Source organism: Paenibacillus oryzisoli (genome assembly GCF_050467285.1).
Lineage (GTDB): Bacteria > Bacillota > Bacilli > Paenibacillales > NBRC-103111 > Paenibacillus_E > Paenibacillus_E oryzisoli_A.
This window is the reverse complement of sequence record NZ_JBCMUN010000021.1, coordinates 116,827-130,555: the sequence shown is the minus strand read 5'-3', so window position 1 is coordinate 130,555 and position 13,729 is coordinate 116,827. Positions and strand designations below refer to the sequence as shown.

General features: G+C 52.8%; 12 protein-coding genes. 7 read left to right on the top strand and 5 right to left on the bottom strand.

Annotated elements, in window-relative coordinates; all coding sequences use genetic code 11:
• On the bottom strand, nucleotides 1-1,110 hold the full coding sequence (locus ABE504_RS29225) for a helix-turn-helix domain-containing protein (RefSeq protein WP_430095675.1): 1,110 nt from the start codon (nucleotides 1,108-1,110) through the stop codon (nucleotides 1-3).
• A gap of 199 nt (nucleotides 1,111-1,309) precedes the next feature.
• Here ABE504_RS29225 and ABE504_RS29220 point away from each other — a divergent pair, with 199 nt between their 5' ends.
• The 3 genes from ABE504_RS29220 to ABE504_RS29210 all read left to right on the top strand — a co-directional run bounded on the left by ABE504_RS29220 (nucleotide 1,310) and on the right by ABE504_RS29210 (nucleotide 4,694).
• Complete coding sequence (locus tag ABE504_RS29220) at nucleotides 1,310-1,888, top strand: hypothetical protein (RefSeq protein ID WP_430095672.1); 579 nt, start codon at nucleotides 1,310-1,312, stop codon at nucleotides 1,886-1,888.
• 150 nt (nucleotides 1,889-2,038) lie between these two features.
• Entirely contained in the window at nucleotides 2,039-3,073 is a 1,035-nt protein-coding gene (locus ABE504_RS29215) for an ion channel (RefSeq protein ID WP_430095670.1), read from the top strand.
• A gap of 184 nt (nucleotides 3,074-3,257) precedes the next feature.
• Nucleotides 3,258-4,694: a SulP family inorganic anion transporter gene (locus ABE504_RS29210; RefSeq protein ID WP_430095667.1), complete on the top strand. Its 1,437-nt coding sequence runs from the start codon at nucleotides 3,258-3,260 to the stop codon at nucleotides 4,692-4,694.
• A gap of 75 nt (nucleotides 4,695-4,769) precedes the next feature.
• Here the strand turns inward: ABE504_RS29210 and ABE504_RS29205 are convergent, their stop codons facing one another.
• Both ABE504_RS29205 and ABE504_RS29200 read right to left on the bottom strand, forming a co-directional pair.
• Nucleotides 4,770-5,288, bottom strand: coding sequence for a DUF2812 domain-containing protein (locus tag ABE504_RS29205; RefSeq protein ID WP_430095665.1), 519 nt, complete (start codon nucleotides 5,286-5,288; stop codon nucleotides 4,770-4,772).
• Complete coding sequence (locus tag ABE504_RS29200) at nucleotides 5,281-5,613, bottom strand: PadR family transcriptional regulator (RefSeq protein WP_430095662.1); 333 nt, start codon at nucleotides 5,611-5,613, stop codon at nucleotides 5,281-5,283. Before ABE504_RS29200 ends, ABE504_RS29205 begins: the two co-directional genes overlap by 8 nt.
• A gap of 203 nt (nucleotides 5,614-5,816) precedes the next feature.
• On the opposite strand from ABE504_RS29200, the gene ABE504_RS29195 reads away from it, so the two are divergent.
• The 3 genes from ABE504_RS29195 (at nucleotide 5,817) to ABE504_RS29185 (ending at nucleotide 9,606) form a co-directional block, all read left to right on the top strand.
• Entirely contained in the window at nucleotides 5,817-7,658 is a 1,842-nt protein-coding gene (locus tag ABE504_RS29195) for a cation:proton antiporter (RefSeq protein WP_430095659.1), read from the top strand.
• 78 nt (nucleotides 7,659-7,736) lie between these two features.
• Nucleotides 7,737-8,723 (top strand): cation diffusion facilitator family transporter, encoded by a 987-nt coding sequence (locus ABE504_RS29190; RefSeq protein ID WP_430095656.1) that lies wholly within the window; start codon nucleotides 7,737-7,739, stop codon nucleotides 8,721-8,723.
• A 25-nt stretch (nucleotides 8,724-8,748) separates the two neighbouring features.
• A complete protein-coding gene (locus ABE504_RS29185) occupies nucleotides 8,749-9,606 on the top strand; it encodes a DUF72 domain-containing protein (protein WP_430095653.1) in 858 nt (285 codons plus the stop codon).
• 632 nt (nucleotides 9,607-10,238) lie between these two features.
• Here ABE504_RS29185 and ABE504_RS29180 read toward each other — a convergent pair.
• Nucleotides 10,239-11,189, bottom strand: coding sequence for a tyrosine-type recombinase/integrase (locus tag ABE504_RS29180; protein ID WP_430095650.1), 951 nt, complete (start codon nucleotides 11,187-11,189; stop codon nucleotides 10,239-10,241).
• Nucleotides 11,190-11,395: 206 nt separating this feature from the next.
• Here ABE504_RS29180 and ABE504_RS29175 point away from each other — a divergent pair, with 206 nt between their 5' ends.
• The gene (locus ABE504_RS29175) at nucleotides 11,396-12,001 is read left to right on the top strand and encodes an HD-GYP domain-containing protein (protein ID WP_430095647.1); all 606 of its coding nucleotides are present in this window, start codon (nucleotides 11,396-11,398) and stop codon (nucleotides 11,999-12,001) included.
• Between the two features lie 223 nt (nucleotides 12,002-12,224).
• Here the strand turns inward: ABE504_RS29175 and ABE504_RS29170 are convergent, their stop codons facing one another.
• Complete coding sequence (locus tag ABE504_RS29170) at nucleotides 12,225-13,634, bottom strand: MFS transporter (protein ID WP_430095644.1); 1,410 nt, start codon at nucleotides 13,632-13,634, stop codon at nucleotides 12,225-12,227.
• Nucleotides 13,635-13,729: the final 95 nt, after the last annotated feature.

Genomic DNA, 13,729 nt, shown 5'->3' with positions numbered 1-13,729 from the left:
TTACTGCACCTCCAATTTGGATTTCAAGCGCTCGATCAAACGGTGAAAAGCGGGCAGCTCCGTCAAGCTGGCAAATGCGGGATTCGCCGTCAGTCCCTGCACCATGCTGGCTTTAATAACCTGTTCATCCCGAGGCGCTGCGGTTGCCGTTTCAGCCAGCCACGGGTTGATGCGGTCGAAGAAGTCGTCGCCGCGCAGAACTGCAGGGAATCGGAGCGCACCGCATGCCTCTACGTATTTGCCCAGCAGGTCGAACGCCTTCTCGTGCCGTTCGTGCTGAACATAGAGCTGTGCCCCCGCCAAATACAACTGGATCATGAGGTTCGGATTCAGCGCCTCCACGCGATAAATAGCCGCCAATGCTTCCGCGCGCCGCAAAATCTCCTCGGCTTTGTCGAGTGCATCCCCGTGCAAAAGCAAAGCATGAGGCATCGCCCCGAGCAAGCTCATCACATGCTGGTAGGCGGCTGCTTGGAGTACCTCCTTGGCTTTGTCCGCCTGTCCGAGCTGGTGGTACGCCTGGGCGATAAGATCGGTCGCCGGCAGTTCAAGGCGCACGTCTTCGCCGAGCAGCTCCAGCGCCGCTTGCGGCTCTCCCAGTATCAAGCCGCATGTAGCTTGCAGAAAGACGGCGTCCTTCGCGACCCACACGTCCTCGCTTTCGCGGGCGGTTCGTTCGCAGAGTTCGCTAATTTGCCGAAGGATAGCTGATTTCTGCTCTGGATGGGGAGCCAACATGTGATGATTCAGGAGCAGCCCCGCCATTTGCAGCAGCAAGGGGAAGCAGGCGTAATATTTTCGAATCAATGCCTGACATTCGGCTAGTGCTTCCTCGAACGGTTGCGAGGCGAATTTGGCAGCGAGCTGTCGGTACAGTTTGGCGATTTCCTCCTTGGGTAGCTGTGGCGAATAGCCCATCAGCTCATCAATGCTAATATTGAAATAGGCAGCGAGTTGGGGAAGAAACGTGATGTCAGGGTAGCTGTTGCCTGTCTCCCATTTGGAAACCGACGCTTTGGATACACCGATGTAGGCGGCCAACTCGTCTTGTGTGATGCTTTTCTCTCTTCGTTTGGCTGCCAGAATAGCAGCCAGTTGAATTTCTTTCATGGCGATCATCTCCTTGCCCCAATTATCGCCGATGGCTGCCGCATGGAGCAATGGATTCGTCGTTAATTTTGGTTGAAAAAGTCAACCATAAGGAAACTTTTCTGCGACAAACTTATGACATAACTCTGCAGTAAGATAGGAACTGTCAGCAAGTCAGACAAATCTTATCCAAACCTATCTAAACCAAGGAGTGATTCTCATGTTGAAAAAGTTGGCAAGTCTCGCGCTCGCAGGCGCCATCATAGCATCCGTGCCGGCCATGGTGTTTGCGGAGGATACACAAGGAAGCGGCGCACCGACGCAGAAGGCGGAGGCGTTACACCCGCTGAAGCAGCTGCTTCAGGAGAAAGCGGCGGCCTTCGGCATTACGACCGATGGCAAAACGAAGGAGCAAATTAAAGCGGAGATCAAATCCGTCAGCGAGGCGGATCGGCTAGCGCATCTGCAAGCAGTGGCTGCGAAGCTCGGCATTCAGACGGACGGCAAAACGGCCGAGCAGTTGAAGACGGACGTGCAGGCGGCAGCGCACACGAAGCTGGCGGCTAAGGCCGATAAGCTTGGCGTCAGCAGCGACGGCAAGACGAATAAGGAGCTGCGCGCGGCGCTGAAAGCGGCGAAAGCTGCGAAGAAGGCTGAGCACGATGCGAAAAGAGCGGATGCTGTGAACAAAAAAGCCGCGAAGCTTGGCATTTCCACGGATGGCAAGACAACGGCACAGGTGTTTGCCGAGATCGAAAGCGCGCTGCAAGCCAAGTGGGCGAAGAAAGTGCAACAATAAGCGGCATCCCGGTTTTTGGATCGGGGCATACAGAGAGAAGTCCCGGCGACCTGTTGGTTGGCCGGGACTTCTTTTTGCCGCTTGTATCTGTGCACCACATTCATGCTACAATGAAAAGACTGGAAAAAGGCCGCCAACCGGGAGGGCACCATGCTGTTTTTCGCTAGATTTTTTCGTCGATTGATTCAATTGAATAATTGGGCTGTTGTCGTATCCGCCGTGTTGTTTATCGCCATCAGCGCCTTGCTTGCGCATGCACTTGAGCCTGATACGTTCGGGACGCGCTTCAATGGCTTTTGGTGGGTGATGACGACGGTCACCACAGTCGGCTATGGGGACTTTTATCCGCATACGGTGGCAGGCAAATGTCTTGGCATTGTCGTGTATATGTTTGGAATCGGGATTATTTCCATTACGATCAGTAAAGTGGTGGACGCCATGTTCGTGTACCAGCGGAGGAGGGAGGAAGGGAAGTTGCGCTATACAGGAGAAGGTCATTTTGTCCTGATTGATTGGGGTCAGCATGCGGATAATGCGATGAAAGAGATTTTGCTTACCGACCCGCTGGCGGAAATTGTGTTGATTGACATGATGGAGCGGCGTCCTGTCCGCGATGACCGGGTCCATTATGTGCAGGGCAATCCGCAGCTCGTGGAGACGCTGGAGATGGCCAATGTGGGCAAGGCCAAAGCGGTCTTCATTTTTGCCGACGATGTCACGTTGTATCAGCATACCGTGCGGGATCCGTCCTTTGTCGACGGCCGAACGCTGTTGATTGCGACAACGGTGGAACGGAACTACAACCATGTGTACACGATTGTGGAGGTGCGGGATAAGCGGAATTTGCCGAATTTCCAGCATATCCGCATCGATGAGTTTATTTATGGCAGCGAGACAATTTCTCAGCTTGCCGTGCGTGCGGCGTTCAACCCCGGCAGTTCCAAAATTTTGACCCAACTGCTATCCCGCTCTTCCGACGGCGAAGATTTATACGAAATTCCGAAACAAGCGCGTTGGGTCACTTTTGCCGATGCGTTTCACGATTTGCTGAGCCAGGGTGCGACGCTCATTGCCGACGGCGAGCAGTTGAACATTAACAAGCGGCTGTCTGAAACGATTCCCCAGCACGCTCAATTGTTCGTCATCTGCGATAGGGAGACGTATGAGCGGCTGCAGCAGTCTTAAAAGAAAAAGCCGAGAGGGTGCATCCTCTCGGCTTTTTGTGCTGTACGCCGTTCCCGCCAAATTTTAAGAAAATAGATTCCCCTGCGAGGCTCTGTTGTGTATAATAGAACGCGTTCATATCGGCCCCGACTTTTCTGAGAGTGGAAAGTCACCCAATTTGACAGCTAGAGGAGTTGACTATGTTTTGTTATACGACAAATTGAAAATCGCCTGGTTCTCCAACGTGCGCAAAGACGTGCTGGCGGGGATGACGGTGGCGTTCGCCCTGATTCCGGAAGCGATTGCGTTCTCGCTGCTTGCCGGAGTTGACCCTATGGTCGGGCTGTATGCCTCCTTCGTCATCGCGGTGACGATCTCATTCATCGGAGGCCGCTCCGGCATGATTTCCGCCGCAACGGGTGCAATGGCCTCACTGATGGGGCCGATCATGGCCAAATACGGGCTGGAAACGCTGTTTGCTGCGACGATTTTGACCGGCATCATTCAATATGTGATGGGTTTGTTGAAGTTCGGCCGTTTTATTACGTTTATTCCCCATTCCGTCGTGACCGGGTTCGTCAATGCGCTCGCAATCATCATCTTTATGGCGCAGCTTCCGAACTTCGTCGGGGCCAACTGGGTCATGTATCTGATGGTCGCGGGTACGCTGGCGATTGTGTATCTGCTGCCGCTTGTTACCAAGGCAGTGCCATCGGCCCTGGTCGCCATCATTGTGATGACGATTCTCTCGGTCGCGTTCCATCTGGATTTGCGTACCGTCGGCGATATGGGTGATATTACGCAGGCGCCGCCGTTTTTTCACATTCCGGACCTTACCTTGTCCTGGGCACTGCTTGGCCACATCCTGCCATTCTCGTTGGCTTTGGCGGTCGTGGGCATTACAGAGTCGCTGATGACGGCTACCATCGTGGATGAGATGACCGAGACGAAAAGCGATAAAAACAAAGAGGTGCGCGGCCAAGGCGTTGCCAATATCATCACCGGCTTCTTCGGCGGTATGGCCGGCTGCGCGATGATCGGACAAACCGTCATTAACGTCAAGTCCGGCGGCCGCGCGCGGCTGTCGACGTTCGTGGCGGGCGTGTTCCTGCTGTTCTTGATTTTGGTGGCGGGCAGTGTCGTGAAGCAAATTCCGATGGCGGCGCTTGTCGGGGTGATGGTCATGGTGTCGGTAGGTACGTTCGACTGGCATTCCCTGCGGACACTGGGCAAAATCCCGCGCAGCGACGCCCTCGTTATGGTCGTGACGGTGGCGATCGTTGTCGCGACGTCGAATCTCGCGATCGGCGTGATCTCTGGCGTCGTGCTCAGCGCACTGACATTTGGGTGGAAATCGGCGAAGATCAAAGCCCTTACGCACATCGACCCGCAAGGGGCGAAGGTGTATCGCATAACGGGGCAGTTGTTCTTCGGCACGATGAGCCATTTTGTGGATTTGTTTGCGTTCAAAGATGATCCTGATCGGGTTATCATTGATTTCAGCGGTTCCCACGTGTGGGACCATTCAGCGGTGACGGCGATCACCAAGGTCGTGCAGAAATATCAGGCGCTGGGCATCGGCGTCAAGCTTGTCGGGCTGAACGAGGAGAGTACGAAGTTGGTGCAGCAGGCAGGACTGTAAGCGAAGTGTGCTATAAGGTTGAAAAGAGCCAGGAGCGTGTATGCTCAAGGCTCTTTTTTATATGACGGAAAGTGCCTACAACCCGTTTTTCTTGCTTTTCAGCCGTTTGTTGGCGGCAGCCAGTTGAATGAGCGTTCCGGCAATCAGCGCCAGCACAGGAATGTAGATGATGAGGAAATATAAGAAAGCAGGGCGGTCCCAATTCATGATAAACATGGGCACTTGTGCGGCAAGCACACAGGCTAACAGACCGATCAGCCGATTGTTGCGTTCGATAAGCGAGTCGTTGTCGGTAAACAGCGCAGGCTTGGCCCCCTCATAGGGGGTACCCCAAATATACCAGCCGCTGCCGAAATAATACTGCCGCCAGCCGGCATCCTCGCAGATCCGAATGTAGTTCGGGTCTTTCCGGCTTTGAAAATCGGCGCAGTAGCTCATCTTGCGCGGCTCCCCGCGCTTGAAGCGGAAGCGGGTTCCCATACGGTCGATGTCATCCAGATGCCAGCCCTGCAACTCCATTTCTTCGAGCCACCGCTCGATGCGTTCGCACCTGCCTGCGTTCCACCATTTGAACACGTGCTTGATGTCACTCATCTCCATACCCCTCCAGAATTTTCGAGTTTTCGTAGAGCTCTTTGAGCCGCGCGATTTCCAGCTTAAGCAGTTCAATTCCGCTTGGAGTAATCTGATACAGCTTGCGCCGGTCTTCCTCGGCGACTGCTTTGATCAACTTATCCTTCTCCATGCGGGAGAGACTGCCGTAGATCGTTCCGGGGCCTAGACGAATCCGGCCTCCAGTCAGTTCCTCGACAAATTGGATAATGCCGTACCCGTGGCGAATTTCGGTCAATGAAAGCAATATATAGTAGGCAGTTTCCGACATGGGCAAGTATTGTTGATACAGTTTACTTTGGCTCATAGGAGGCTCCTCGTCTTGCATCGCAATTCGTTATATCGTGTGGCGATATATCGTAGCGTGAGTATATCAAGGCGCGATATAAAAAACAAGAGGCATTCTGAATCTATTTGAAAATTCGCGCTTATTTGGGTAAAATCACAGGACAAACCGAGGTGACATGGGAAAATCTGTCGCCTGGAATCCGTCGGAAAGAAGGTGGAACCATGGAGCATGGCAACGGTTCTCTGGGCAGTCTCATTCTAGTGGTCGCCATTTCATTTCTGGTACCGATTCTGCTGTACCAGCTTAGACTACGGATTATCCCTGTTGTCGTCGCGGAAATTGTCGCGGGGCTTATCATCGGCAAAAGCGGTTTTCAGCTTGTCGGCAACGATGCATGGCTAGAGCTGCTGTCACTGCTTGGATTTATTTATTTGATGTTCTTGAGCGGACTTGAAATCGACTTCACGTCCTTTCTGAAGAAAAGCTCAGGCTCAGGCGGAAAGCCAGGGTTCAGCCCGCTGGTCGTTGCCATTACGATTTTCATGGGCATTTTCCTGTTCTCCGGTCTGTTCGCATGGGGGCTCCTCTGGTTCGGTCTGGTCAATCGCGTGTTCTTGACGACATTGATCATCTCGACGATTTCGTTAGGTGTTGTCGTACCTGTCTTAAAGGAGCGAAAGCTGCTGCAAACCGATCTGGGGCAGACGCTGCTGCTCATCACGGTGCTGGCGGATTTCTTTACGATGATTCTGCTTGCGTTCTATGTCAGCCTGCTGTCACGCAATATGTCGAAAATGCTGCTGCTGATCCTTTTCTTCCTGATCGTAGTCGCGATCTTCTTCATCGTGCGCAAGCTTGTCTCGGGCAAGGTATTTCAAATTCTGGGACGCAGCTCGATCCAGTTCGGTACAAGGGCCATTTTTGCGCTCATTCTCATGATTGTGTTTCTTTCGGAGAGCCTGGGCGTGGAAAATATTTTGGGCGCTTTCCTGGCCGGTACAATCGTGTCGCTGTTGCGCCCGAAGAAGGAATTCGTGCATCAGCTGGAATCGTTCGGCTACGGCTTTCTGATTCCGATTTTCTTCGTGATGATCGGCGCGAAGCTTGAACTTAGACCGCTGCTGACCGATGCGCGGGTGCTTCTCACGATCCCCATTCTGCTCGTGCTGATGTTTGCCGCCAAATGGCTGCCAATGCTGCTGTTGAAGCGTTGGTATTCATGGCGCGAAGTGATGAGCTCAAGCATCCTGCTCTCCTCCAAGCTGAGCCTTGTGATCGCGGCGGCGACGCTTGCGCTCGATCTGAAGATGATCGATGCCACCTTTCACGGTGCGCTCATTCTGGTGGCGATTCTTAGCTGCATCGTGTTTCCTGTGGTCTATAACAAGATCTCGCCTAAACCGGAAGAGGCTAAAAAAACGATTACCATCATCGGGCTGAATCATATCTCTAAGCCGGTGGCGCAGGACTTGGCAGGGGAGGATTTATACCGCGTCAAGGTGTACACCGCTTCCGGTGGTGACGCAGCAGGCGGCGAAGGAGAGGAGATGCCCGGGGCGATCCATCATGTGAGCGATCTGCAGACGGAGACACTGCTGGCGAGCGGGGCCTTTGAGGCAGATACGATCGTTTTCGCAACGGCGGATGACGAATTGAACTGCAGGCTCGCCAAGCTGCTTCAGGCAGGCAGCGGCAAGCGGGTGCTGGTTCGCGTCGAGGCGCCGGACAAGCAGGCCGAGATGACGGGCGAGGGCTTCGAAGTGTTCTCCACGTTGTACGCAGCGCGGACGGTTCTGCGGGCTTTGATCGACAGCCCGGGGGCGCTGAAGCTGCTGACGGAGGAGGAAGGCACGATTTTCGAGGTGAAAATCGACCATCTGCCGTATCGCACCACGCTGCTGCACCAGCTCCCGAACTTGGAGAATGTGCTGATTCTGCGCATCTATCGGGGGGAATCGTATTTGATTCCGCACGGCACGACCGAGATTCGCTTGGGCGACCGGTTGCTGCTTAGCGGCAGCAGCGAGGCCGTAGCAAGGTTCCGCCAGTCGGTTCAGACGTAGCCGGCGCCGGATGAAACTTTTCAGGTGCGCACTCGTATTTAGTTGTCATAACAAATAACAGGAGGTAGTATCATTCAGATGGAATCCGAGCAGGAAAGGTTTTGGCAATTAGTTAAAAAAGGTAACACCTCGTCGATGGCCGCGGCCATTGGCAACACGTTTATTGCGATCGTCAAAGGGGTCGCGGCCGTGCTCACAGGCAATGGCGCGATGTTCGCCTCTACGATGCATTCGATCGCCGATGCGATTAATCAGGCTTTTGTTTTTGTCGGGAGCGTTCTTGCGGAGAAGAAACCGACACGCCGTTTCCCGACAGGATTTGGGCGGGTTATTAATATATTTTGTATGGTCGCCGTGATTGTCGTCACCGTCATGGCCTATGAGACCATTAAGGAAGGCATTCATTTAATCGGGCATCCTGTGAAGCATACGTCGGGCTTTATTTTGAATTTTGTCGTGCTGGTCCTTTCCATTCTTGTTGACGGCTATGTGCTCGTGAAAGCGATGAAAGAGATCGTGCACGAGTCTCGCAATGAGGCGAAAGGGTTGGCGGTGGTCGCCGGCGCTTTTCGTAATGTCAAACGTGCTGCGCCCCCAACGCGCCTTGTGTTCTATGAAGACTTGGTCGCGACGACCGGCTCGTTGTTGGCTTTGATTGCAGTCGTTGTGACCACGTTCACGGATCTTGCCGTGTTCGACGGACTTGCAACGATGCTCATCGGTTTCCTCATGGTCGGCGTGGCCTTCCGTGTCGGGTATGATAATATGGTCGGTCTGATCGGCGTGGCCGCCCCTCCGGATGTTGAAGCGAAGGTTGCACAGTTGATCCTTGGAGATGAACTGGTCACAGACATTTACCAGCTGCGTGTGCTGCAGGAAGGCCGTTACTATCATGTGGAGGGCTTGATCGAATTGAAGCGCGGATTATCGCTGGCGGATGCCGACGATATTAAGTTCCGCATCCGCGACAAGCTGCTGCTTGACCCGGATATTACCGACGTGACCATCGGTATTATTGAAGATAACGGCGTCACGAACTGGGTACCGGTGGAGAGCCGGGTCTAAGCTGGTGCTGTGGATCGGAGCGTAAATGATAAAGATAGGCCTTAGCGGCTGGGGCGATCACGACCTGATCTATGGCCCGGGGATTCGCCAGCCGGATAAGCTGAGAACGTATAATCGCTATTTTAAAACGGTGGAAGTCGACAGTTCGTACTATGCGATTCATAAGCCCGAGTTGTTTGAGAAATGGGCAGCTGAGACGAGCTCTGATTTTACCTTTCTGGTGAAAGCCTTCCAAGGCATGACGGGGCAGTCGCAGATGAAGTATTCGGACGAAGACATGGCGGATCTGTTTAGGAACTTCCGGGCGTCGATTCAGCCGATGATCGACGCGGGGAAATTGATGGCGGTACTGTTCCAGTACCCGCCCTGGTTTGACTGCAAGCGGGAGCACGTGCAGATCGTGCGCGCCGCGAAGCGGCGGATGGGCGATGTGCCGCTCGCGCTGGAGTTCCGGCACCAGAGCTGGTTCGAGCCTGACATGCAGGAGCGAACCTTGCAGTTTATGCAGGACGAGGGCTGGGCGCACAGCGTCTGCGACGAGCCGCAGGTGCTGCCGGGCTCGGTGCCGATTGTGCCGGAGGCGACGCACCCGGCACTGACGGTGGTCCGTTTCCACGGGCGGAATGCGCCGGGGTGGACGAACAACGGGCAGGACAACTGGCGCGCGGTGCGGTATTTGTACAAGTACAGCCAAGAGGAGCTGCTGGCGTGGAAAGAACGTCTGGAGAAGCTGCAGCGGGAGAGCAAAGAGTTGTGCGTTATTTTCAACAACAACTCCGGCGGCGACGCCGCCGCGAATGCACGTCAGCTCATGGCGATGCTGGGGCAGGCCTGCAAGGAACTGCCGCCTGAGCCTCCGGAGCAGATGGCGCTGTTTGAGTGAAGCAGGTTGGACGATGCCGGGGTGCCATAGTCGCTCAACTTTGCTACAATAGGTGGTAGAAGATTCGGACAGACAGTAGGGGAGCGTTTATCGTATGGTATTGACGATTATTCTAAGCATTATTACAATTCTCATCGTAATCGGGTTGACGATCTGGGTCACGAAGAAGGCCTATTCCCGAAAATGGGATGAGGATGACAACGATTTCTAGACTCTAGTTCGGACAGCAAAATACCCTCGTGGCGGAGCGCAGGATATAGCGCCCCACCGCGGGGGTATTTGACATGTGTGGGGCATATAGACTAGGACGGCGAGTCGCCAGAGCAAGTGCGATTTTGAGTATATTGCCCGAGTTATAAGAGGCAATAGACCAGTTATACTAAAGCTATGTTATGGGGAATGCTCATAAATGGAAGTATAGTAAAGTAAGATTCGCACAATTATCGTTGTTCGACATATTCTATGAAAATCCTTCATACTGTGATTTAATTCTACAATAATCCGACATTGTGGATTATACTAAATTTTACCAGACAATTCAAGTGACCTATGACTCTGGAAGTTTGCTCGGATCATCTGCTAGACTTTATAAAATTTCTGGGTATAGTCTAAAGGCACGCCCCAGGAAACGACTATAAACTATCTTTCAAGCTGTTTTCCACAAAATCGGGAGCAGCTTTTTCAATTTGTTGCACGGTATGCAGGTAACGTTGGGTAGTGTTGATATGCGAATGCCCCAATGACTCTTGAACTTGCTGCAAAGTTGCTCCGCTTAGCAGCGCCAGGGTTGCGTTGGTATGTCTCAGCCAGTGAGGAGTAACCTTTTTTTCTAATCCGCACTGCTCGCGTGCTGTTTGAATCATCTTTTCAATGCGCCTGACGGATAAGGGAAATATCTTTTTGTTTGTCGCTGCAGACTTTTGTGTGAGTTGGGGGAAGTGCTTCGTGAATAAACTCCAAAGCAATTGAGGTATTTTCACTTCACGTTGTTTTTCGCCTTTTCCGTAAACCGTCAGCCAAATCGAACTTTCTTCAGGGTCGGTATGAAAGTGCCCCCATTCCATAGCAACCAGTTCGGATACCCGGAGACCGAGCAAGACTAAGGTTAATCCGATCAAGTATTCACGTTGACCTTGTTTTTTCAATTGCTCACAAAGGCGAATAACCTCACGTTTGGTCAAGTAATTGTTCTTGCTTGTGACCGATATTTTGGGTGTCCGGACACTGGTCAGTGGATTGTGTCGGAATAGGCCGATATTGGAGTCGCTTCCCCACTTATACAATGTACGTAAAGGCGCTATATGAATAGCAACAGTTGCTGGAGCTTTCGGTTTGTTTTGTTTGCCTAAAAGTCCCTCCATGAGTCCGATTTTGTAGATCTCCACCTCTTTCCAGGTCACCTCGTTAAAAGACTTGTCCCCGATAAAATTGCGAAATTTGTTAAAGGCACTTCGATAATTGCGTACCGTGTACTTAGAACGTGGATAAGCTGCGAAAAACATATTGACGATCTGATCGTTAGAGTAGTTTCCATTGTTGTGAGTTTCGACCAATTGCCGAGAAATCATACCGGTAATTAACATGACTCGCCTTTTCCTCCCTGAATGATTCGAACAACGATAATTGTGCGAATCTTCACTGTACCATGATTTGGATGTAATGAAAATTCAATCATCGTTTCGAGCAGAGATAAAGCAAGCAGAAATGCTCACTCATTGAAAATTCAGTGAGGAGGAATTGAATGTATCACTTCTTGCGCCAGGCTGTAGGATGAAAGGAGAAGATGCTCGTGGAGGATCGGCTGTACAAAGACGTGATGGAGCAACTGCTGAAAAAAGATCTGAATACGTATGAGCATAGTGTGAGAGTTGGGAAGTTGTGTGCGGCAATGGCAGCTCCATTGCAACTGGATGAGAAGCAAGCCGAGTGGCTACTTCTTGGGGGATGTTTGCATGATGTAGGGAAAATGTTAGTTCCTAAGTATATTTTAACCAAAAAGTCGGCACTGAGTCCTCATGAATGGAAGATCATGCAGCAGCACACATATTTGGGCGCGCAAACACTTCACGATTACGAAGTAGAGCCAGAGATTGTTGACATCATCCATTTCCATCACGAACGCTTGAACGGCAAAGGCTATCCTCTCGGCCTGAGCGGCAGGGATATTCCCGCACTGGCTCAGATTTGTGGCATTGTCGATTCCTTTGATAGTATGGTTTCTGACCGTCCCTACCGTAAAGGAATGCCTTTTCAGGATGCGGAGGAGGAACTGCTGCTCCATAGTGGCACTCAGTTTGACAGCGAATATGTCCAGATGTTTTTGACATTGTCTCCTACTTACGGAGGCGTATACGACGGTCAAACCGTACTATGCCAGGAAGCCAAGCACGACTAAAGGAGATCTTGTCCATCCCGCTCTTTCGGCTGAAATAGCAATAGAAATTCGACTGACAGTAGGGAAGCGTTTTCGTATGGTATTGACGATCTGGGTCACGAAGAAAGACTATTCCCGAAAATGGGATGAGGATGACAACGATTTCTAGGTGCAGGCCCGGATCGCAGAAATACCCCCGTGGCGGAGCACAGAGCTCCATTGCCGCGGGGGTATTACGTACTGCTTAGGCTTGATGCCGTTTGGAAGCCAGTTCAGCGGTCATCGCTAGTGTCCGCTGCTTGTTCAGCGGGTAGGTGAACACGAGCAGCAAGAACAGGATCAAGTATACGATCCCGGGTACCAGCGTGCACAGCCGGTAAATACCGTCCAGCGCGGCCTGCGTTTGCGTCTGAGCCGCAGCGTTATAGCCCACGGCGCCGAGGGCGAAACCGCCGATGCCACCGGCAATGGCCTGCCCGAGCTTGCGGGCAAAGGAGTAGACGGAGTACACCGTTCCGTCCTCGCGTAAGCCGGTCACAACCTCATGGTAATCGATGACGTCCGTTACGAACGCCCAGACCACGAGGTTGAAGAAGGCCATGCCGAGCGTCCCGACGGAGGAGAGAGCGACGAAGCCTGTGACGGAGATGCCGGGGAACGCGGCCAGCAGCAGATAGACGGCGCCGGCGAGCAGCATGCCGCTTGCGGCGATTTCTTTTTTGCCGAAGCGGGCGACCAGCGGCTTGGCGAGCGGAATTGCAATCAGGATGATGACCGCCTGAAGCAGACCTACGAGGCTGAGCATGGATGCGCTGCCAAAATAATTTTTGTACAGATACACATTCACCGCCCCGGTCAGCATCGTCAGCATGAGGAAGAGCAGGGAGATCAGAAGAATTGAGAGCAGCGGTTTATTTCGCCCCATCCCTTTCAGCGTCGTCTTCAAGTTCATCTGCGCCAGCTGTGCTTCCGTCGATTGAATGCGTTCGGTGGATAGCTTGTAACAGGCGATGTAGCAGGAGATCGAGAGCAGGCCGAACAGCAGGGCGCCCAGCATAAAATGGTTCGCATCCGCCTTGTTGTTCACGAATAGAATCAGGGGGCCCGCGACGTTGACGATCAAGCTGGCGAAGATCGCGCCCATGGTGCGGAACGTGGACAGCGAAGTGCGCTCCACTGGATCGCCCGTGATGAAGGACGCCATGGAGCCGTACGGGATGTTCACGGTGCTGTACAGTGTGCCCCACAGAATGTAGGTCACGAACGCGTAAGGGAGATAGAACCCGCCGGACATGCCGGGAATATGGATGAACATCAGGACGCCGGAAATGACCAAGGGGAACGACATCCGCAGGATCCAGGGCTTGAATTTGCCGTGCCTGCTCGGCTTGCGTGTATCGATGAACCGGCCCCAAGTGATGTCGGCCACCGCGTCCCAGACCCGGGCAATGAGGAAAAGCAAACCGACCGTGCCTGCGCTAATGTGGAAAATATCCGTGTAATACACCATGAGAAATGAACTGACCAGAATGAAAAAGAAATCGTTTCCAAAATCGCCGAACAAATAGCCGATTTGATCCCGCAATCCAAAATTGCGAATGTCGGTTGCAGTTGTTGCGGCCTGTCCGAACTTAATTTCCGGCGCTGTGTTCATAAAGAACCCCTCCAAATTGTTCTTGATGTATCGGTAGCCCCCGTCCTGCGGGAGACAAGCGAGGCTTGAGGCTTCACCTGTCTAGCCGCGAAAAG